Source organism: Chryseobacterium joostei, from assembly GCF_003815775.1.
GTDB classification, from domain to species: Bacteria; Bacteroidota; Bacteroidia; order Flavobacteriales; family Weeksellaceae; genus Chryseobacterium; species Chryseobacterium joostei.
On record NZ_CP033926.1, the window covers coordinates 2,266,619 to 2,289,388 of the forward strand.

General features: G+C 37.0%; 18 protein-coding genes. 12 read left to right on the forward strand and 6 right to left on the reverse strand.

Annotated features, from left to right (window positions below; all coding sequences use genetic code 11):
* Window position 1: 1 nt before the first annotated feature.
* Window positions 2–1,444, reverse strand: a complete 1,443-nt coding sequence (locus tag EG359_RS10380) for an alpha-amylase (protein ID WP_076354418.1) — start codon at window positions 1,442–1,444, stop codon at window positions 2–4.
* Window positions 1,445–1,631: 187 nt separating this feature from the next.
* Here EG359_RS10380 and EG359_RS10385 point away from each other — a divergent pair, with 187 nt between their 5' ends.
* On the forward strand, window positions 1,632–2,300 hold the full coding sequence (locus EG359_RS10385; protein WP_076354420.1) for a DUF4290 domain-containing protein: 669 nt from the start codon (window positions 1,632–1,634) through the stop codon (window positions 2,298–2,300).
* Complete coding sequence (gene murA / locus EG359_RS10390; RefSeq protein ID WP_076354422.1) at window positions 2,300–3,607, forward strand: UDP-N-acetylglucosamine 1-carboxyvinyltransferase; 1,308 nt, start codon at window positions 2,300–2,302, stop codon at window positions 3,605–3,607. Before EG359_RS10385 ends, murA begins: the two co-directional genes overlap by 1 nt.
* Before the next feature lie 143 nt (window positions 3,608–3,750).
* On the opposite strand, the gene EG359_RS10395 is transcribed toward murA, so the two are convergent.
* Window positions 3,751–4,062 carry an NIL domain-containing protein gene (locus tag EG359_RS10395; protein WP_076354424.1) on the reverse strand — a complete coding sequence of 104 codons (312 nt, stop codon included), beginning with the start codon at window positions 4,060–4,062 and terminating at the stop codon, window positions 3,751–3,753.
* 159 nt (window positions 4,063–4,221) lie between these two features.
* Window positions 4,222–4,893 (reverse strand): YiiX/YebB-like N1pC/P60 family cysteine hydrolase, encoded by a 672-nt coding sequence (locus EG359_RS10400; protein WP_084180438.1) that lies wholly within the window; start codon window positions 4,891–4,893, stop codon window positions 4,222–4,224.
* 102 nt (window positions 4,894–4,995) lie between these two features.
* On the opposite strand from EG359_RS10400, the gene EG359_RS10405 reads away from it, so the two are divergent.
* Both EG359_RS10405 and EG359_RS10410 read left to right on the forward strand, forming a co-directional pair.
* Window positions 4,996–5,694 carry a response regulator transcription factor gene (locus EG359_RS10405; RefSeq protein ID WP_076354426.1) on the forward strand — a complete coding sequence of 233 codons (699 nt, stop codon included), beginning with the start codon at window positions 4,996–4,998 and terminating at the stop codon, window positions 5,692–5,694.
* 11 nt (window positions 5,695–5,705) lie between these two features.
* A complete protein-coding gene (locus tag EG359_RS10410) occupies window positions 5,706–7,064 on the forward strand; it encodes a sensor histidine kinase (protein ID WP_076354428.1) in 1,359 nt (452 codons plus the stop codon).
* 32 nt (window positions 7,065–7,096) lie between these two features.
* On the opposite strand, the gene EG359_RS10415 is transcribed toward EG359_RS10410, so the two are convergent.
* Complete coding sequence (locus tag EG359_RS10415) at window positions 7,097–7,942, reverse strand: EamA family transporter (protein ID WP_076354430.1); 846 nt, start codon at window positions 7,940–7,942, stop codon at window positions 7,097–7,099.
* Window positions 7,943–8,367: 425 nt separating this feature from the next.
* On the opposite strand from EG359_RS10415, the gene EG359_RS10420 reads away from it, so the two are divergent.
* Genes EG359_RS10420 through EG359_RS10435 form a run of 4 tightly spaced genes read left to right on the forward strand, consistent with a single transcriptional unit; the run spans window position 8,368 to window position 14,339 of the window.
* Window positions 8,368–8,850, forward strand: a complete 483-nt coding sequence (locus tag EG359_RS10420; RefSeq protein ID WP_076354432.1) for an MgtC/SapB family protein — start codon at window positions 8,368–8,370, stop codon at window positions 8,848–8,850.
* Window positions 8,851–8,854: 4 nt separating this feature from the next.
* Window positions 8,855–9,952, forward strand: coding sequence for an efflux RND transporter periplasmic adaptor subunit (locus tag EG359_RS10425; RefSeq protein WP_076354434.1), 1,098 nt, complete (start codon window positions 8,855–8,857; stop codon window positions 9,950–9,952).
* Window positions 9,953–9,994: 42 nt separating this feature from the next.
* Window positions 9,995–13,090, forward strand: coding sequence for an efflux RND transporter permease subunit (locus EG359_RS10430; RefSeq protein WP_076354436.1), 3,096 nt, complete (start codon window positions 9,995–9,997; stop codon window positions 13,088–13,090).
* The gene (locus EG359_RS10435; RefSeq protein ID WP_076354438.1) at window positions 13,080–14,339 is read left to right on the forward strand and encodes a TolC family protein; all 1,260 of its coding nucleotides are present in this window, start codon (window positions 13,080–13,082) and stop codon (window positions 14,337–14,339) included. The genes EG359_RS10430 and EG359_RS10435 overlap by 11 nt, the downstream gene beginning before the upstream one ends.
* Window positions 14,340–14,577: 238 nt before the next feature.
* Here the strand turns inward: EG359_RS10435 and EG359_RS10440 are convergent, their stop codons facing one another.
* Both EG359_RS10440 and EG359_RS10445 read right to left on the reverse strand, forming a co-directional pair.
* Entirely contained in the window at window positions 14,578–15,033 is a 456-nt protein-coding gene (locus EG359_RS10440) for a DUF1801 domain-containing protein (RefSeq protein ID WP_076354440.1), read from the reverse strand.
* 104 nt (window positions 15,034–15,137) lie between these two features.
* The gene (locus EG359_RS10445; protein WP_076354442.1) at window positions 15,138–16,934 is read right to left on the reverse strand and encodes a fibronectin type III domain-containing protein; all 1,797 of its coding nucleotides are present in this window, start codon (window positions 16,932–16,934) and stop codon (window positions 15,138–15,140) included.
* A gap of 225 nt (window positions 16,935–17,159) precedes the next feature.
* On the opposite strand from EG359_RS10445, the gene EG359_RS10450 reads away from it, so the two are divergent.
* The 4 genes from EG359_RS10450 to EG359_RS10465 all read left to right on the forward strand — a co-directional run bounded on the left by EG359_RS10450 (window position 17,160) and on the right by EG359_RS10465 (window position 22,763).
* The gene (locus tag EG359_RS10450) at window positions 17,160–18,365 is read left to right on the forward strand and encodes a pyridoxal phosphate-dependent aminotransferase (RefSeq protein WP_076354444.1); all 1,206 of its coding nucleotides are present in this window, start codon (window positions 17,160–17,162) and stop codon (window positions 18,363–18,365) included.
* Window positions 18,366–18,374: 9 nt separating this feature from the next.
* Window positions 18,375–18,854 (forward strand): hypothetical protein, encoded by a 480-nt coding sequence (locus EG359_RS10455; protein ID WP_076354446.1) that lies wholly within the window; start codon window positions 18,375–18,377, stop codon window positions 18,852–18,854.
* A gap of 3 nt (window positions 18,855–18,857) precedes the next feature.
* Window positions 18,858–19,871, forward strand: a complete 1,014-nt coding sequence (murB, locus tag EG359_RS10460; protein ID WP_076354448.1) for a UDP-N-acetylmuramate dehydrogenase — start codon at window positions 18,858–18,860, stop codon at window positions 19,869–19,871.
* 138 nt (window positions 19,872–20,009) lie between these two features.
* Window positions 20,010–22,763 carry a TonB-dependent receptor plug domain-containing protein gene (locus tag EG359_RS10465; RefSeq protein ID WP_076354450.1) on the forward strand — a complete coding sequence of 918 codons (2,754 nt, stop codon included), beginning with the start codon at window positions 20,010–20,012 and terminating at the stop codon, window positions 22,761–22,763.
* Window positions 22,764–22,770: the final 7 nt, after the last annotated feature.

Sequence of the window (22,770 nt, forward strand, 5' to 3'; positions counted from 1 at the left end):
CTCATAAATTAAGCGACCATACTGAATAACTATTGGGTGGGCACTGAATTTTCACCCATTTATCACCCTGCGTTGTCGGATACCAGCTTGAACTTCCTGTAAAATCCTTAATCTGCTGATTACTCCAATTGGTTTCAATCCAGCGTTCCTGCCAGCTTGATGATGTATTGATATACACTACCAACCCCGGATTTCCGTTGTACCCATTACGTCTTGCAATGTATTCATCATTGTCTGTGTATAAAATGGAAGTTGTTCCCGTAGCTTTGTTGTTATGAATCCAGATTAAATTATTTAGTTTGTCTTTATTCAGCCATTCTTCATAATCTCTGTAGAAAATGGTTGGATATCCTTCATGGGTTAAAATATAGGCATAGGCCGGCATTTTATTGTAGATGATGTCTGTATCGTGATTAGCCACAAAAGTTACAGCCTTGTACGGGTTCCTTTTCCACATCATATCATCATTTAAGACATTTAAATTTCCATTATCAAAGGCTTCATCCATTTTATAGTAAGCTGCAAAATCAAATACGGAACTGTTTGCATTATTTGCCCATGATTCCAGAGTATTAACATTAGAATCCCATAATTCCCCTACAGAAAATCCACCCACCTTTGAATTCCAGTTATTAACGACCCAAGGTCCAAATCCTTTAACATAATCAAACCTCCAACCATCAAACTTCATTACATTTTTGTAGTATTTCCCTACAGAATCGTCTCTACCCCACAACCAGTCCTGCACATGAGGATTAGCATGACAAAGATCCGGAAAACCACCAAAAGAACCTTCATCATTATTTCCGTAAGAGTTTTTATAAAAATCATTGTAGTTTCTCTGAAATTTTCCGGAAGCTACTCCTGAAAAATTTGTCCAGGTATTTGTTCCGGTATAAGGATTAGCCTCAGATTGCCCACCGCTATTATGATTAATGACAATATCAGCATATACCTGCATATTTTCAGCATGAGCCTTGGTAATTAAAGCCTCCAGTTCAGTTCTTGACCCAAAGCGGGTTTCTACACTTCCATTTTGATTAAAATTTCCAAAATCATAATAATCCGTAGGATCATACCCCATTGAATAGGCTCCGTTTTGTGCCTTTGAAGCCGGAGGAAGCCATACCGCTCCAATTCCTGCGTTGGACCATGCAGTTAATTTATCCTTAACAGTGTTCCACCAGTTACCGCCTTCCGGAACATCCCAATAAAATCCCTGCATCAAAACACTGCCACCCGGACCGGCAACAAATTTACCTTGTACAGATCCAGATTCCTTTACGGTAGTACTGAAAGGTCTCCCATCATGATGGGTTACATTTACAATTTTATCATGTACTTCATCTTTTTGTGAAGGCTCTTTGATAAATTCATCATTGTTCTGACATGAGCTGGCTACTGCCAATGCCAGTAAGGAAAGTAAAAATTGTACTTTTTTCATCGAAATATTTAATTATTAATCTATTAAACAATTTACAATTTTCTTAAAACCAAATTCAATTTTATGTGAAATATTTTTACTTTTCATAATAAATCAATAAGATACCCTACATGAAGTTTCATTAAAAAATCATAATTTTTTAAGATTCTCCAAACAATTTTTCTTTTAATCCATATATTTGCATACTATGGAATACAATACCCAAAAAACTCAGCTTCATATGCCGGAATATGGCAGAATTATACAACAGTTGGTTGAGCGCTGCAAAGAACTTCCTACCAAAGAGGAAAGGAATGAAATGGCTATGGCAATCATCGATTTTATGGGTCAGAGAAACCCGCAACTTCGCGACGAGGAAAATTATAAACATAAACTTTGGGACCATCTTTTTATTCTTGCTAATCATGATTTGGATGTAGAATCTCCTTATCCGTTTCCTACGATGGAACAATTGGCAGAAAAACCTAAAAGAATGGAATATCCAAAACTTCAAGGTGACTTCAAGTTTTACGGAAAAAGTATTCTTCAATTGATAGAAAAAGCAATAGAACTAGAACCAGGGGATGAAAAAGAAGCCCTTATAGAGGTAATTGCCAACAATATGAAGAAATCTTATAATGTCTATAATAAAGAACATGTGACGGATGACGTTATTTTCCGTCATCTGAAAGAACTGTCTGAAAACAGGTTGGATCTTACAGGAATTGAATCTCTTGAAAAAAGTAAGATTTATTATACCAATAATAACAACCGAAACAATAACGGTAACAACAACCGAAACAATAGTAACAGCAACAATAATAAAAATCAACCTAACAAAAGAAGGCATAATAACAATCATAAAAACAGAAAATAATGAGTGGAACATTTCAAATAAGAGGAGGAAAAAGACTGCAGGGTGAGATAACTCCACAAGGAGCCAAAAATGAGGCTCTACAAATTTTATGTGCAGTTCTGTTAACGGATGAAGAAGTTAGAATCAAAAATATTCCGGACATTCATGATGTGAACAGATTGATTGAAATTCTGGGTGATTTTGGTGTAAAAGTTACTAAAAATGCTCACGGAGATTATACTTTCAAAGCGGATAAAGTTAATTTTGACTATATAAAGTCTAATGAGTTTAAAAAAGACGGAGCTAAACTACGTGGTTCTATCATGCTTATGGGCCCAATGTTGGCACGTTATGGAGAGGCTTATATGCCAACTCCGGGTGGTGACAAAATCGGAAGAAGAAGATTGGATACTCACTTCCAGGGATTGGTAGAACTTGGTGCAGAATTTCATTATGATGAAGAAGAATATTTCTATTCTTTAAAGGCTAAAGAACTTAATGGTAAATTTATTTTACTGGAAGAAGCTTCTGTAACAGGAACAGCCAATATCGTTATGGCTGCTGTATTAGCAAAAGGAAAAACAAGAATTTACAACGCTGCTTGCGAACCTTATCTTCAGCAGTTATGTAAAATGCTGAACAGAATGGGTGCTAATATCTCAGGAATTGGTTCAAACCTATTGACTATTGAAGGAGTAGATTACTTAAGAGGTACTGAACACACAATGCTTCCGGACATGGTAGAGATCGGATCTTGGATTGGTCTTGCAGCCATGACAAAATCTGAAATTACCATTAAAAATGTAAACTGGAACCAACTAGGGGTTATCCCGAATACATTCAGAAAACTGGGAATTCAGCTTGAACAAAGCGGTGATGATATTTATATTCCTGCCCAGGAACATTATAAAATCCAGAAATTTATTGACGGATCTATCCTTACTATTTCGGATGCTCCATGGCCGGGATTCACTCCGGATTTATTATCCATTATTTTGGTGGTAGCCACTCAGGCTAAAGGAAGTATCCTTGTTCACCAGAAAATGTTTGAATCCAGATTATTCTTTGTGGATAAATTAATCGACATGGGTGCTCAGATTATTTTATGTGATCCGCACAGAGCTACGGTAATAGGATTAAACCAAGAAGCTCCATTAAGAGGAACTACAATGGTTTCCCCTGATATCAGAGCCGGAAATGCACTTCTTATTGCGGCATTATCTGCAGAAGGAAAATCCATTATCCACAATATCGAGCAAATCGACAGAGGATACGAAAATATCGATGGAAGACTAAAAGCAATTGGTGCTGATATCGAAAGAATTTAAAAACTTATTTTTATTACAATAGAGCGTTCAGAGTGATCTGGACGCTTTTTTGTTGGCTGGTGTAAAATAAAAAATTTCTATAAAAAAAGTGCCCGATTAAAAAAATCAGACACTTTGAGTAATTAAAACTATATGAATCTCCCCTAAGAATATTTTCGGCAGAGATACTCCACCGTTGTATTCAAAAGTTTATTTTTATTCAGATAGACTTCAAGCTGATGATAGTCTTCTGAATTAACATTAATGTATAACTGTACTGAACCAAAACTGTATCCGTTCACATATTCCACATTGGCTGATAACACTCTGTGACAAATCCCAAATTGATTATAGATGGTATTCATTAAATGCTCAAATTTCATTTTGCCATTCAATTCTATTTCCAATAACAATTCTTTTTTAGGTAGGTTCAGTTTATTTTGCAGAACCTGCAGGCTAGGATTAGGTGTAATCATCACTAAACATTTTTTGGTTAAACACTTTCAGATCATATTGCTCTTTGCATTTAAATCTGTGACAAAAATATAAAAAAATATTAGTCCACCAAATTAGTAGACTAATATTTTTTTAAAATTTAACAAAAAAAAGAAGCCTTTACAGCTTCTCTCAATATTTTAAAGTTCTTTTATCCTTTCCAGTTTTTCTGAGCCGGCCAAGCCATTGGGATTACAGCCAGGCTCACCCTCAGGGACTTTCAGATTTTTCTTACTATAAAATTCTTCCCAAAATGCATTGATCTTTCCTGTTTTGGGATCAATAAACGTCATGGGCTCTAATTTGAAAATTTGATCATTTCTAAAAGCTCTTTCGATAAAATCTGAACAGTAATATGAATTTTCATCCAAAATATAATTGAAATTATAGGGTTTCCCTAACATTGAATGCGCCTTTTCAATAGCAGTCGGAATCGATTTTTGATATTCAGGCTTCAAACGGTACACCACTACATTCTGGCCATCATCTTTCTGATCTTTAATAAAATCTTTTAAATCCTGTTGCTGAGATCCTCCTTTTGGTGCAGCATGGAGAACATACATTTTTCCATCTACTTTTTCAAGAATACCAATATGATCGAAAGAAGCAATCTTCTGCTTTTGGGTAACGTTATTAATAGCACCGGAAAGACCCGTTTCCTTGGCGGTTACAAAAAGAAGATCTCCATTCTTAAGCTGTGCTATATCCTTATGAGAAGCACATTGCATCAACACGGCCATTAAAAAAGATAAAAGTCCGGCAACAGATATTTCCTTAAGCCTTTTATGTAAAAACATTTTAATTTCTGACATTTGATTATTATTTCGGGGTTAAAATTACAAAATAGAATTCATTACATTTGTGGTGAATATTGAGCTAGTTTTCATTCCAATAAAAACACTTTACACATTCTTATGCCTCATATTTTACTAGTAGAAGACGACAAAAGACTTTCACGGCTTATCGGCAGAGGACTTCTGGAACAGGATATGGACGTAAGCTTTGCTTATGACGGCGAAAAGGCATTGGAATTGGCGTCATCTCAGGACTTCGACCTCATCATTACAGATATTATTGTTCCATTAAAAAATGGTCTGGATTTTTGCAGGGAAATAAAAAGTTCAAAGCCCCATGTTCCCGTCATTATGCTTACAGCATTGGGAACTACCGATGATAAATTGGAGGGGTTTGATTCCGGAGCGGATGATTACCTTACCAAACCGTTTGAAATGCGTGAACTCATTGCCAGAGTTAAGGTTTTAATGAAAAGATTTTCTCTGCACTCCCCTACAGAACAGCTATTAAAATATGAAAATATTGAAATGGATCTTAAATTGAAGTCTGTAAGCAGAAACGGAATCTCCATAAAACTCACTCCTAAAGAATTCAATCTGATGAAATACATGCTGGAAAATCCGGAAAGAGTTCTTTCCCGCTCTGAAATTGCAGAAAATGTATGGGAAACTCACTTCGATACCGGCACCAATTTTATTGATGTCTACATCAATTATATCCGAAAGAAAATTGACAAGGATTTTGAAAGTAAACTAATCCATACCAAAGCAGGAATGGGTTTCATTTTAAAAAAGGGATACGAAGAAAACCACCAATAGCATTTTAAAGCATGAAAGTCAGAACCCGGCTTACTCTACTTTTTACTTTTGTCACAGCAATGCTGATGATATTCTATGGTATTGCCGTCTATTATTCTTCAAGTAAGGCAAGGGAAACCTCATTTTATGCTCAGCTCAGAAATGAAGGAGTTGCCAAGGCCAATCTTTTTTTTCAGAGTACATTGTCTGAAAAGGAAATGCACCGTCTTTATAAAAACAATACAAAAACCATTAATGAAGTTCAGGTAGCCATCTATGATCCGGAATTCAATCTCATCTATCATGATGACTCAAAGGTAGATTATGTAAAAGAAGATCCGAAAATGCTTTCCGGAATTCTAAAAAATAAGGAAATCAGTTTTTTCATCAATGATCTTCAGGCTATTGGAACTGTTTATACTCATAACGGAAAAGAATATTTAGTAACTGCAGCCGGTTATGATCAATATGGTTATAACTCGATCAATCATTTACTGACCATCAGCATCATTGCTTTTATCAGTATTCTTATTCTGATTTATCTGGCCGGAATTTTTCTTTCTAAAAAAGCATTGAATCCACTTAGTGAAATGGTGGAACAAATCAAAAGAATTACAGCCGGAAAATTACAACTGCGTTTAAAAACCACCAAAGAGAAGGATGAGCTTAATGAGCTTGCCCAAAATTTCAATGGGATGTTGGAAAGACTGGAGAATTCCTTTGATGCTCAAAAGCATTTCGTATCCAATATTTCGCATGAACTTCGTACGCCATTATCAGCCATTATTACAGAACTGGAACTGGCTTCTGAAAAAGAACACACCAAGGAAGAATACCAGGAGACAATTCGGTTTGCATTGGATGATGCCCGCAATATGGTCAAATTATCCAACAGCTTAATGGATCTCGCTAAGGCTAGCTATGACCCTAATGAAATCAGTTTTTCTGAAATACGTCTTGACGAAATTCTTCTGGAATCTTATTCTAAAATTATAAAGGAAAATTCTGAATATAAAGTTTCACTGAATATAGACAGTGAGGTGGAAGAACCTCAGCTCACCCTGCAAGGAAATGAGTATCTGCTACAGGTAGCATTCAACAATCTTATTGATAATGCCTGTAAATATTCTCCTGAACATACATGTTGCATAGATGTCAAAACCCATGCAAGTTCACTGATCATCAGTTTTACCAATACAGGAATTATCATTTCACCTGAAGATCTGCAGCATATTTTTGAGCCATTTTACAGAAGTGAAAATTCCAAAGAAGAAAAAGGATACGGCATCGGACTTTTCCTGACCGAGAAAATCATCCATCTTCATCATGCCAAGATAAAAGTAGCCTCAGAAAACAATAAAACAGTTTTTATGGTGATCTTTGATTTTTAATATGAATTTAAAGTTCTTTTCTTTTTTAGAGTCTACTCATGAGAAATTCTACTGAAAATTGTAGTTCCGATACTGGCTGCTATGACACAGGCAATGGATATCCACTGCAAAAAAGTTAACTCTTCTGCCAGAAACACCAACCCCGAAAGGGCTGCAAAAGCAGGCTCCAGACTCATCAGAATGCTAAAAGTTTTTGCCGGAAGTTTTTTAAGGGCCATCATTTCTAATGAAAATGGCAATGCACTTGAAAGGATTGCCACTCCTAGCCCTTTCATAAAAATTGTAGGCGTAAGATTAAAGACTGCGCCATCCCATATGGTAAAAGGAATAATCACAAGACTTGCAAACAACATCCCAGTGGTAACGGCATCTTTTCCGTCCATTATTTTGGAAACCTTTCCGCCCATCACGATGTAAAGGGCCCAAAATATTCCTGCAAGAAAAGCAAGTCCAAGTCCCACTAAATCGATATGGTCACTTTTCCAGGGAACAATAAGCAATATCCCTACACAGGCCAGCAGGGCCCATACTACATCCAATAATTTACGCGAAAGAGCCAAGGCCAGAAATAAAGGTCCTGCAAACTCAACAGTAACCGCTAACCCTAGTGGAATTCTCTGAATAGCCATATAAAAAATAAGGTTCATAGCAGCCAGTCCTATCCCATACATTGCACAATACTTCCACTTTTGGCTGGTAAACTGCAAAAACTTCGGGCGGTTAATTAATGTCAGTAAAATTGCAGAAAGAACAATCCTTAAAGTAACGGTTCCAATAGCTCCTATCGCAGGAAAAAGCTGCTTGGCAATAGATGCTCCGCCTTGTACACAGACAATAGCTAAAAGCGTAGCGGGGATCGCTAGATTTGATTTTTTCATTTCTACAATTTAATTTATAAAGACAACTTTGGGGGATGAAACCGGGAGATAAAACAAGCTTTATTCTACAAAATTAATAATAGTATAGTACAAAACTAAATTTTCGCCAAATGTATTGAATTATTATCTTAAACCATGGTTACAGGTTAGTATTTTAATTCTGAATCTGTAACCATTAATAATCCTTTACATAAGATCAATTATATATTTCAATTAAAAAAGCACTATCCTTATTTTCTCTAATAACATTCTAATAGCATTCTAAAGCCTTTCTAACTGTAAAAAAGCAGCTTCATTTCTACTTTTGCACAGTAAAAAATAAAGCATATGGACTCAGATCCTTACAGTAATTATCAATCTTAAAAGCTTTAGTTGTACTCACTTTTCCCGTACAGCCTAAAAGCTTTATAAAAACAGGAAAAGTTATGAATACATTTGAATTTACTCTTCGTTTATTAACTGCATTCTGCTTAGGAGCCGGTATAGGTTTCGAAAGACAGTGGCGCAGAAAAAATGCGGGCCTGCGTACCAATACTCTGGTTTGTATAGGCTCTGCAGCATTCGTATTAATTGCTATCAGAATTGGTGGTGATGCAGCCGGAAGAATTACCTCTTATATTGTCAGTGGCATCGGTTTCCTTGGTGGTGGCGTTATCATGAAAGATGGCCTTACCGTAAGAGGATTAAATACTGCCGCTACTTTATGGTGCTCCGCTGCAATAGGTGCATTATGTGCCTTAGGTTATCCCATAGAAGCACTTATTACAGTTTTCTTCATCGTTTCCACAAATATATTTCTACGATCCACTTTGTCTACCCAAAAGGAAGTCCGAAGTAAAAACATCGTCATTAAAAAGAAAAAAAACGATACAAAAGCAAAAATCAGCAACAGTACCCAATTTTATTAAGATCATGAAAAGAATAATCTTAAGCATTATTACCCTCTTTGCCATCTCCTGCAAAGACAATGCCCCTCAGCAAAACAAGGAAGAGGAAATCACCTTCAAAAATAATCAGGTCATTATTCCCGAAAGCAGTCCCGTTTTAAAAAAAATCAAAACCATAACCGTCAGCGATCAGGAATACAACCATGATATTACCTCTGTAGGAACCATAGAAGCCATCCCCAATAACTACGCCGAAATTGCAAGCCCCTTTTCCGGAAGAATTACAAAAGCCTTTGTCAATATTGGCCAAAAGGTAAGCGCAGGAAGTCCCCTTTTTGAAGTTCTTTCTTCAGGTTATCTGGATGTGCAGAAAGAATATTCTGATGCCCTGAATGAAGCAGGTCTCGCTGAAAAGAAGTACAAACGCCAGCAGGACCTTGTAAAACACGGGTTGGGAATACAGAAAGAACTGGAGGAGTCAGAAACCGAATTTAAAAATAAAAGAATCTCTTTAACCAATGCTTCTACAGCATTAAAGATCTACAACAGCCAGAGCAAAGGTTCCGGAGGTTTGATCGTAAGAGCACCCATCTCAGGAGAAATTATTTCTAACAAGATTGTTACCGGACAATACCTTCGTGAAGATGCTGAACCTGTAATGATTGTTGCTGAACTCTCAAAAGTCTGGATTTCCGGAGAAGTTAAGGAGAAAGATCTTCGATTTATTAAAAACGGAGATCAGGTATCTGTAAAGGTTAATACTTATCCGGACAGAGCCATCACCGGAAAGGTTTATCACATCAACGATTGGGTAGATGAAGCAACACGAAGCATTAAGGTATTAATACAGTGTGAAAATCCTGATAGAACATTGAAACCTGGTATGTTTGCCACCATTACCTATTCCACCGATTCTGAAAACACAATTATTATCCCCACCTCTGCTTTGATGCAGAAAGATGACAACCAGTATGTATGGATTAAAACAGGAAAAAATCAATTCATGAAAAGAAATATCACCACTGCAGAAGCCTCTGAAAAAACAGTAAAGATTACCTCAGGACTTAAATCCGGAGATGAAATCATGACCACTGGCGGAATCTATTTGCTGGATGTAAAATAAGTGTCGAATGCGGAAACAGAAGTTTCCCATTAAAGTTAGCATATGAAAAAGTTATTAACAATTTCCATACAGAAAAAATGGCTGATACTGGCCCTATTCATATTATTAGGAGTTTTTGGATATTATTCCTGGACTAAACTTTCCGTTGAAGCCTATCCTGATATTGCCGATACCACTTCACAGGTTGTAACCCAGGTACAAGGCCTGGCTGCCGAAGAAGTAGAACAGCAGATCACTATTCCATTGGAAAGAGCACTCAATGGGATTCCCGGAATGCATGTGATGAGAAGCAAAAGTACTTTTGGACTTTCAATGATTACCATCGTATTTGATGATGGAATTGATGATTATTGGGCAAGACAGCGTATTCAGGAAAGACTTGCCGATGTTTCCCTACCCTATGGCGCACAGCCGGGACTGGATCCTTTAACCTCTCCCGTAGGAGAAATTTACCGCTACGTTATTGAAAGTAATAACCACAGCCTAAGAGAACTTACAGATCTGCAAAACTTCGTTATTATTCCCAGAATAAAACAGGTTTCCGGGATTGCTGATGTCACTAATTTCGGGGGAATCACCACGCAGTTTCAGATAGAGCTTGATCCCAATAGACTGGAACAATATGGTCTTTCCTTAGCTGAGGTTATTGAAACCATCAGTAAAAACAATGCCAGTGCAGGGGGAAGCATGCTTCCCCGCGGAGACCTTGCCTATGTGGTTCGTGGAATTGGATTAATCAAAAATCTTGATGATCTGGGAAAAACCGTTGTAAAAACAGAAAAAGGAGTTCCCGTTTTCCTGAACGACATCGGAACATTGAAATACGGAAACCTTGAACGTAAGGGAATTCTGGGCTTTACAGACCGTAACCGAAATTACAATGAAAGCGTAGGTGGGATCGTTCTTTTGCTAAAAGGTCAAAATCCGTCACAGGTTTTAACAGGAGTACATGAAGCAGTAGATGAGCTCAACAAAAATACCCTTCCGGCAGGCGTAAAAATTCATACATATCTGGATAGAACTGATCTGGTAAAAACAACCCTTAATACAGTTTCCCATACCTTAACGGAAGGAATTGTACTGGTCATTATTATATTGATCATATTCCTTGGAAGCTGGCGAGGAGCACTTCTTACCGCCATTACCATTCCTTTTTCACTTCTTATTGCTTTTATTTTAATGCATTTCACCAATATTCCTGCCAACCTTCTGTCATTGGGAGCCATAGATTTCGGAATTATTGTAGATGGTTCCATTGTAATGCTGGAAGCTATTTTGAAGAAAAGAGAAGATCATCCCGATGAGGAGCTGGAAGAAAAAACAATCATCCAGAAAGCCACTGAGATTGCTAAACCTATTTTCTTTTCAGGAATCATCATCATTACAGCTTATTTACCGCTATTTGCCTTTGAAAGAGTAGAAAAAAAGCTATTTACCCCAATGGCCTTTACGGTAGGATATGCATTACTGGGAGCATTGGCTGTTGCTTTACTTTTGATTCCCGGGCTGGCTTTTATGATCTATAAAAAGCCAAGAAAAATTTATTATAATAAATGGCTTGAAAAAATAAGTAATGCCTACGGAAGAGGAATAGATAAAATAATGGCTGCTCCAAAAAAGATTTTCATCCCTGCCGGAATTGTACTGGTTGGTGCCGGAATTCTCTCTTACAACGTAGGTAAAGACTTTTTACCGGAGCTTGATGAAGGTTCTATCTGGCTGCAGGTACAGCTTCCTCCCGGCATTTCATTGAAAAAGGCTCAAGAAATGAGTGATTCGCTTCGTCTCAGAACAATGAAGCACTCAGAAGTCACATACATTATGGTACAAGCGGGACGTAATGATGATGGAACGGATCCATGGACAGCTTCTCACTTTGAAGTATCGGTAGGAATAAAACCTTACAAAGAATGGCCGTCAGGAAAAACAAAAGCTGATCTTATTAAAGAACTGGCAGAAGATTACAAAGGAATGCCCGGCTTTACCGTAGGATTTTCGCAGCCAATGATAGATGGTGTAATGGATAAAATCTCTGGAGCGCACAGTGAATTGGTAGTCAAAATTTATGGTGATGATTTCGCAGGAACAAGACAGGTTGCAGACAATGTACTTTCACTTTTAAAGAAAATTCCAGGATCAGCCGACCTTGCCATTGATCAGGAGCCTCCGCTTCCTCAATTACAGATCGTCGCCGACAGAAATAAAATTGCTCAATATGGTCTGAATGTTTCCGACGTAACCGACCTCATCGAAACCGCTCTTGGAGGAAAAGCCGTTTCACAAATTTTTATAGGAAACAAAGTATATGATATTTCCTGCCGATATGTGGAAAACAGCCGTAATACTCCAGAGAAAATAGGAAATCTGATGCTATCCTCTTCATCCGGAGCTAAAATTCCGCTTTCGCAGATTGCAAGTGTAACATTGAGTACCGGAGAAAGCACCATAACACGAGAAATGAATAAGAGACATCTTACCGTAAAACTAAACCTACGCGGAAGAGATCTTACTTCATTCCTCAACGAAGCACAGAAAAGCATTGAAAACAACATTCGCTACGATCATGAAAAATACCAGATCAAATGGGGCGGACAGTTTGAAAATAAAAACAGAGCTTACTCCCGACTGGCAGTTATTATACCTCTCGCATTAGCCCTTATGTTTCTGCTGCTTTATGGTGCATTTGGAACTTTCAGACAGCCACTTATATTGATGAGTATTATTCCGCTCGCTTTATTTGGGGGAATGCTTGCCCTGAATATCAGAGGAATGTCCTTGAATGTTTCTTCTGCAGTAGGTTTCATTGCCTTATTCGGGGTAGCCATACAAAATGGGGTGATTATGGTTTCTCATATCAATACCCTCAGAAAAAATGGAATTAATCTCAGAACATCAGTCATTCAGGGAGCTAAGGATCGTTTCAGACCGGTATTAATGACAGCCTCAGTGGCTATCATTGGATTATTACCTGCTTCACTGGCAACAGGAATTGGTTCCGATGTACAAAGGCCGCTGGCAACAGTAATTGTGTATGGACTTATGTTCTCCACATTCCTTACCCTGTTTGTACTTCCTGCCATTTATTATTTAGCTGAACTTCGTTTTGACAAACAAAATGTAACATCCCATGAAATTTAATTTTTTAATCATATTATGTTGTACCGTTACAGGTATTTTCATCAATGCACAAACAGTAAAAGAGCCTCTTTACTTCAATGAATACCTGGCTTATGTTAAAGATAAAAACCTAGGACTTGCCGCACAGAGGTACAATGTCAGTATGGCAGAAGCATCTATTCTCACAGCAGGTATTTTTCCTGATCCACAAATAGAAATGGAAACCTCAAACAACGGGGTTTCCAAAGATATGGGACATACCATAGAAGGAGCCATCAGCTGGACTCTTGAACTGGGAGGAAAAAGAAAAGCAAGAATTGAAACGGCAAAAAATGAAGCAGAATACTCCAAGTTACAGCTACAGGATTATTTAAGAAACCTGCTTGCTGATGCTACCTTGGGGTATATTGAAGCTTTAAAATCCAAAGCCCTACTGAATGTTCAGAAAGAATCTTATCAAAGTATGTTGAAACTGGCTAAATCTGACAGTATCCGATACAAATTGGGTGATATTTCCAAAGTAACTTCCCAGCAAAGCAAACTAGAAGCTTCTTCTTTATTGAATGAGGTATACCATCTGGAAGGAACCCAGCAGCAATCCGTTACTGCGCTTTCTGATTTTATTGGCAACGACAGTACAGAAAAGGATGTAAACGGAGACTTAAACTCCTTCAACAGAAACTATAATCTGAATGACCTCATCACACAGGCAGTCAACGAAAGGTCTGATATTTTGGCATCCAAGCAGAATATCAATACAGCTGCAAGTCGTATTAAACTTGAAAAAGCCAATCGTATCATAGATCTTGGACTAAGTGCCGGCGCTGGCCACAACACGGTTGCCAATAATGAAATAGCTCCCTCACCTGCTGTAAACACTGTAAAATTAGGAATTAGTGTTCCTTTGAAGTTTTCCAACCGAAGAAATGCCGATCTGAAAATTGCAGAAATGGGTTATTCACAAGCTGAAACTGAATACAGACAGATTGAAAACAGCATCCGGATGGAGGTTACTCAGGCTTATCAACAATATAGTTCTGCTCAAAAACAGTTACAACAGTTTGACAATGGCATGCTGAAAGAAGCAGAAAATATTCTGAAAGGAATTACCTACAGTTATCAGCGCGGTGAAAGTTCCATTTTGGAAGTCCTCAATGCACAGAGAACCTATAATGAACTTCGCCAGAATTATTTCCAGCTTCTGGCAGAAAATGCAGCTGCTTTAATTGATCTTGAGCGTAAGGCAGGAATCTGGGATATTGATTTCTAAGATGAAACTGATTGTTTTTAACCACAAAAGTTTTCTTTAAAAAAACACTTTAGTTCACATAAGTAAGTGTAAAAAGTACTGTATATAAAGTTCATGTAAGATGAAAATCTGAGATTTTCATAGAAACTTGAGTGTTCTTTCTCAACCGTGTTTATAATAACTTATTCTTACTTAAGTGTTAAAGATTTTGTGACTTTTGTGGTTCAATTTCATCTGTATTTCAATTAAAAATTTGAAACTACTTCTTATAATGTGATTCATAAATACCAATCCAGTCCTCTACGGTCATTTTCTTGCTCAGTTCAGCGATTAATTCAAAGGGAATATCTTCCGGTTTCTTGAAACGGACACAGGATTTGCCCATATCCAGTTTTTTCTTTGAATGTTTAGGATATTCTGCAACAAACCAGTCAAGAAGCTCCGGCTTGGAATACAATCCCATATGATAAAGTGCTATAAAGTTCTTTTGTGAGGCCAGATTGATAAACGGCAAAGGAGTATTGGCAGCACAATGATAACCTGCAGGATACGTTTCCATAGGGACTACCCAGCCAATCATTCCGTAATTGGTGGTATCTTCAAAACCCTTTGGCAGATTGGAATTGATGGTATCAAAAAGCTTTTTAAAGACCTCCTGTCTTTCTTCTGGGATCTTTGAAATATAGTCTTCAATAGATTGGGATGAGATTTGCATTTTCAGTTAGTTTTAAGCTTTGAAGTTAATAAAAAAATCATTTGATATAAAAAGGCGGCAGCACAAAAATGTACTGCCGCCTAACTTTATTTACATTAAAAAAATTATTTTTTAATTGCTTTTACGGTGGACTTAGATCCGTCCTTAAAGTAAAGCGTAACAAAATACAACCCAGAGTTCAGTCTGCTAAGATCTAATTCTTTTACAGCTCCCTCAGTAGTTTTTACAATTCTTCCGGATACATCTGCAACGCTCGCAGATTTCACTTTCCTCGTGTCTGAGATATACAGAATATCTTTAAACGGATTTGGATGAACGGCTGCTTTTTTGGTCTGGCTGCTTACTTCAGAAGTGCTTAACTGCTCTTTTTCAACTGTGAAATTATCAACATAGAAATTATAATCAAGATCATCATCTACCGGTCCGGTATCTCCATAAAAGGCAAATACGGTATTGGCATTTGTAAAATTTGCCAAGCTAAAGGTATACTCAGTGGATGTATTAGATGGACTGTTATTAGCATTCCAGGTTTGCAATATTGTCCACGTAGTTCCTCCATCATTGGAAACCAGGAAGTGAACTACATCATCGCTATCCATTGCTGAAGAGGCTGTTCCGCTATACGCAGTTACTCCATAATCAAACTTCACTTTATATCCTCCTGCTGAAAGATTAAATGGCAGTGTCTTAAGCCATCCTGTTTTTGAAGTCCCATATAAATTCATATGTGCAGACCCATTGGATGGTCCGTTTAAGAAATTACGCTGAGTCCAATAAGGAGTAGTACCTGTAGGCCCGGTGTCCGGAGTTCCGCCAGAAAGCGCATTAGCCCAGCAATTTCCTGGATAACTGGTAAAATTATTGGTATATGATGGAACTACCGCTCCGCATAATGTGGTAAATGATTTTGAGAATGACCATGCACTTTTACTTGTTGCTGTACTACAATTGGCCCTTACCCAATAATAATAAGTTGTACTTGGAGATAAGTTATTCAGAGTATAAGAAGTACCCGTAACATTAGAATGGTTAGGATTTACATTATTAGCAGGAACTGCTGAATTAGTACTATAATAAATATCATAACCTGTAGTCTGATTACTTGCCGGAACCGTCCATGAAATCTGAGCAGAGTTTGAAGTTACTGCAGTTGCCGCTTCTGTTGTTGGAGCAAGGCAATCTGTATAGGCATCTGCTGAAAAAGCAAAGACATTCACCACTCCTGCACTGTTTGTTTTTGTTACAGTAACGCTTTGAATGGGTTTTGCCTGATTAGCAGGATCAATAGTTAAAACATTTTGATATAATCTTGGATTGGCAGAATTAGGTTCCAACGAATCTGAAGTCCTTAGAATTCTTCCAATTCCCTGAATGGCAAAATTATTTCCGCCATACCAGTCTGAAATACTTTGTCCAGTAAAAACCTGAGTAGTATTATCTGTAAAATTAACTGTTATGGTAACTGTAGAACTTCCACTTCCACTGGTAGAAAGCATATATAATTTAAAAGCAGCCACTGGATTACTAAATACAAGTGTTCCGGAATTACTTCCTGCAGCATTGCTATTGATTCTTAAGGAATTATTACCGGAAAGATCTCCAAGCTGGAAACTTAAACCCGGTGTTGAAGCCACTACAGAATTAATAGTTCCATTGGTAGGAATACCATAAGTAATAGGTGTGCTTGTTGCAGTAAGTTGAAAATCCCTTGCTACAAAATTATAGGAAACTCCATCTACATCGGTTGTGGTAGAAATCATGGAAGAACCTATTCCATTAGCAATAACATCAGCGGTATATCCTGAACTAACAGGCATTGTTTGAAAGTTTTGCCCCATCATAGCAGATGCTGAAAGAAGTGCAATAGCCGGAAAAGCTTTAAAAAATAAATTTATTGTCATTTTATCTATATTTGAATCGAAAATTAATAAAAATACCAATATAACAGAAATATTTTTGATAAATATTTAATAAAAAATTAAAATCTATCTAAAATCAGTATCCAAATAATTTGAGTTATTCATTATGGAAAAGGAATGAGAGGAACGATGAGCCACTATCTTCTTACTCTGAATTTTATTATTGAGAAATTAAATCCTATTTTTGTCATACAAATTTTTTGAACAATGCCAAATATTTCAAACAGAGCACTGCATATGCCGGCATCACCGGTAAGAAAACTGGTTCCCTTTGCATTACAAGCAAAACAGAAAGGAATAAAAGTATATCACCTTAATATCGGACAGCCTGATATTGAAACTCCGGAAACAGCTTTAAATGCTTTAAAGAACATCGATCTAAAAGTATTGGAATATGCGCTTTCTGAAGGTAATATTGAATACAGAAAAGCCCTTACCGAATATTATCATTCATTAGGTTTTTCAGATCTTACTCCGGATAACTTTATTGTTACCAATGGTGGTTCTGAAGCCCTTAACTTTGCCATTTCAACTTTATGTGATGATGGAGATGAAGTGATTATTCCTGAGCCTTACTATGCAAATTACAATGGTTTCACCAGTACATTTGATGTAAATGTAGTAGCTGTTCCATCCACCATTGATACTGGTTTTGCATTACCTCCTATTGAGGAATTTGAGAAAAAAATTACAGAAAAAACAAGAGCAATCATCATCTGTAACCCAGGAAACCCTACAGGATACCTGTACACACGTGAAGAGCTACAAAAGCTTGCTGAAATTGCTCTAAAATATGATATTGTTATCATTTCAGATGAAGTATACAGAGAGTATGTATATGACGGAAAGCAGCAGATTTCAATGCTTGACTTCCCTGAATTGAGCGAAAACTGTATTATTATTGATTCGGAATCCAAGCGTTATTCTATGTGTGGAGTAAGAATTGGATGTATGGTTACCCGTTCTCAAAAAATCCGTAATGCAGCGATGCTTTTTGCGCAGGCAAGATTAAGCCCGGTTCTTTTGGGACAGATTGCAGCAACAGCAGCACACCAGAATGACGGTGCTTACATCAGAGCAGTAAGAGAAGAATATACACACAGAAGAAATATTTTAGTAGATCTTTTAAATGCTATTCCAGGGGTAATTTGCCCTAAGCCAAGAGGAGCATTCTACTGTGTTGCAGAACTTCCGGTAGATGATACTGAAAAATTTGCACAATGGTTATTAGAGAAATATTCTTATAACAACGAAACCATTATGGTAGCTCCTGCAGGTGGATTCTACAGCAACCCTGAACTAGGAAAAAAACAGGTAAGAATTGCCTACGTTTTAAAAGAAGAAGATTTAAAGAAAAGTGCTGAAATTCTTAAGGAAGCCCTAAAGAAGTACAGAGAAGAATTTAGCCTATAAAATTATATCATGCCGACAACAAGAAATATCCATCTGAAAATATTCTTTTCGATTCTTTTGCTGTCGGCATTTTTTTCCTGTGAAAAACAGAAGTCATCTGTTGCTTCTAAAAATACCAATGAAATAACTTCTATCAGGTTATCTCATATTGGAGGAACAATGGGTGAATACAGGATCATCAAAGTCACAAAAGATTCTGTCTTTGCAGAAAAAGGTGCTACAGCCAATAAAACTCATCAGGAATGGTCTTCGGCCATTAACATTGATACATGGAAGCGTCTTAGATCTTCGATCAACGTTAAGGATCTTGACCAAATAAAAAGTTCTCCGAGCCAGCAATCGGTGGATGGAATTGATGAGACTTTTCAGATAAAAACCAAAAAAAAGATTCATATCTACGTTAATTCTTTTGCAGATACTGAACATTACCCACAACTTCAACAGTTTAAAGAACAATTAGATCTAATTCTTCCACAAGAATACAAATAAAACATGCAAGAAAATTTTTCATTAAAGCCTTACAATACATTTGGCGTTGATGCCAAGTCAAAATATTTCATTGAAATTAATAACATTGAAGAGTTAAAAGATGCCCTTAGTTTTTCAAAGGCAAAATCTCTTCCTCTTTTATTGTTGGGAGGCGGAAGTAATATTCTGCTGACAAAAGATTTTGACGGACTTGCCATTAAGCTTAATTTAAAAGGTATTTCTGAGGAAAACCTTAACGAAAATGAAGTTCTTGTAACAGCAAAGGCTGGTGAAAACTGGCATGAATTCGTTCTAGACTGTCTTGGAAAAAATTATGGCGGACTGGAAAATCTTTCTTTAATTCCAGGAAATGTAGGAACTTCTCCAATGCAGAATATCGGAGCCTACGGAACAGAAATCAAGGATGTATTTGTAAGCTGTAAGGTATTGGATCTGGAAAACCTTGAACTGAAGACTTTCAACCTTGAAGAATGCAGGTTTGGTTACAGAGATTCTATTTTCAAGCAGGAAGGGAAAGGCAGATATATTATTCTTGAAGTTACCTTTAGGCTTACTAAAAAAGATCACCACATCAAGACAGAATACGGAGCCATTACTTCTGAACTGAAAAACATGGGAATTGAGCAACCTACGATTCAAGATGTTTCTAAGGCCGTGATCAGCATCAGACAAAGTAAATTACCGGATCCCAAGGAGATTGGAAATGCCGGAAGCTTTTTTAAGAACCCTACCATTCCTTTGGCACAATTTGAAGCTCTTCAACAGAAGTTTGAAAATATTCAGGGATACCCAAACGGAAATATGGTAAAGGTTCCTGCAGGATGGCTCATTGAACAATGTGGATGGAAAGGTAAGCAGATTGGAAATGTAGCCTCACACAAGCTTCAGTCATTGGTGATCATCAACGCAACGGGAACTGCAACCGGAAAAGAGATTTTTGATTTCTCTACTGAAATCATCAATTCTGTAAAGGAAAAATTCGGGATAGAACTTGAGCGGGAAGTGAATATTATATAAATTCCGCATTATATTATATAACATTTTCAGGGTTATTTTCCTGACATTTGTTTATTATTTTAATTTATTCTAAATAACTATTGGTCTGCATTATTATATTTTATAATTTCGCCGTCTGCTTATTTAGAATAAATAAAAATGACTAGATCTTTATTTCTTGTTTTCTTTTTCATATTCAGTATACAGCGTATACACGCTCAGGATGAAAAATCACAACTGAACATCACCGTTTTTGATGAAAACAATAAAGAATTAGGAGGCGCTTCTGTTATCATCAACCAGACCTCTTTAACTACTGATAAGAATGGAACTACCGGTATTTCTATTTCCAATGGTAAGTATCTTGTAAAAGTTCTTCACCCAAGCTATCAGGAAAAGGAACTGAGCATCAGTCATTCTTCCCCACAAAATATCACCATCAAGCTTCAGCCGATCAACAAACTGGATGAAATTGTTGTATTTTCCAAGGAAAGTAAGGGCTTAACAACCAAGTCTGTTATTGACAGACAGGCCATGCAGCATCTTCAGCCATCTAGTTTTACTGACTTAATGGAGCTACTTCCCGGAGGACTTTCTAAGGCACCGATGCTAAATTCAGTAAATAAAGCTACGCTTCGGGAAAATACAGGAATCTATACCGGTAATCAATATAACACCTCATCACTGGGTATACAGTTTATGATTGATGACAATATCATAAACTCTAATGCAGACATGCAGGTTTCATTGGACGAAAAACAGTTTCTGGAAGCTCCGAAATACAGGGAAACCTCATCTTCAGGAGTTGATATGAGAACCATTTCTACCAACGATATTGAAAAGGTAGAGGTCATTCGTGGTATTCCGTCTGCAGCCTATGGAGACTTAACTTCCGGATTAATCAAAATTGAAAGGAAAATAAAAGCATCTCCTTTACAGGCAAGATTCAAGGCGGATGGATTCAGTAAGCAGTATTATGTAGGTAAGGGGTTTAAATTAACTGATACATGGCAGTTGAGTGCCAGTGCAGATTTTCTGGATTCAAAATCAAATCCTACTGATGATTTTGAAAACTATCAGCGTATTACGGCCTCTATTCGTTCAAAAAAGATTTCCACACTATGGTCAAGACCATTGGAATGGAGATCAAACATTGATTTCTCTACGAATATTGATAATAAAAAGTATGACCCGGACAACGGATACCCATCTATTGACAAGTATACGTCCAACAATAAAAGAATCAGCTTCACGAATAATTTCATCTATCAGCTGGATAAGAATTCATTTTTCAATAAGCTGGCTTTAAATACAGCCATCCGTCAAGGATTTGAAAAGATAGAACAGGTAAAACTGGTACAATTATCAGGGCCACGCTCTTTTTCACTTGCTACCGAACAGGGAGAAAATGTAGGATATTTCCCGGATCTTCGTTATGTTGCTGAATTTTCTACAGAAGGAAAGCCATTGGATATTACTACTTTCCTACAAGCGACTGGTACAAAAAAAACAATGGGAATTACACATCAGTATGAAGCGGGTCTCGACTGGAGGTATTCTAAAAACAATGGTAAGGGACTTCAATATGATATGAAAACTCCGCCATCTGCCAGTACAGGTATTACAAGACCTAGAGCTTACAATGCCATTCCTGCTTCCAGTCTGTTCGCTGCTTTTGTAGGAGATCAAATGAGTTATGCTATTGACCAGCATAAATTCACTTTGTATGCAGGTTTAAGATTTTCTAAAAATCTGGGAATCGATAATTCCTACGCCATCAGTAAAAAGGTATTCACAGAACCTAGATTGAATTTTCAATACAGTCTGCCTCATATCATGATCAATAATTATCCTTTAAAAACAGATGTTACACTAGGATATGGACTTTTCTACAAACAACCTACTTTATTGATGCTTTACCCAAATAATGAATATTGGGATTATACGCAGCTGAACTATTATCATAATGATGCACAATACAGATATGTCAACTTTATGACGTATGTACAGCCAAGAGAAAATAAGGATATTCAGGCAGCAAAAAGTATAAAAAAGGAAATCCGTTTAGATCTCGCCTATAGAAATCATGAGTTCTTTATGACCTATTTCAAGGAAAACATGAACAATGGCTTCCGTACTATGGATCAGACAGCTGTTCACAATTATAAACAATATGATGCCACAAAGGTGGATATTTCTCAATGGACTCCCAACGGACCAGACTTAACGAATGTTCCGTATGAAGTAAAAAATATTTTCGGGGTCTACTCCACTACAGAGAATGGAAGCGAAACCCTGAAACAAGGTATCGAATTTGGCTATACCTCCCCAAGAATAAAGGCTATCAACACCAGGTTTACCTTTACGGGAGCATGGTTTAAGTCACAATACAGAAATTCAGCGCCTGTTATTTATAAACCCCCGGTAACCATTGGTTCAGAGATTTACCCTTATTATGGAATCTACAAAAGCGATAATGGATACATTAATTCAAATTTAAATTACAACCTTCTTGTAGATACTTATATCCCAAGCCTAGATCTGATTGTTTCAACATCATTTCAGGGTAGTTTATATGATCACTCGAGAAATGACAGAAGAATTGCCGAACCTATTTCTTATTATGGAATGGATGGTGTAATACATCCTTACACAGAAGCCGACAAAACAGATACCTATAAACAATGGCTGGTAAGAAATGTTTCCGTTTCTGATAATCTGGACAGGCTTACCACATTTACAATCACAGGAAATGTAAAGATCACGAAAAGCATTTATAAGGCATTGCGCACCTCATTATTTGTTAACAGACTTTTCAATTATAGTGCACCGTACACATTCAACAATGTGACGGTATACAGAAAAAGGATGAATACCCCTTACTTCGGAATGGAATTAAACTACAATTTTTAAAATATAC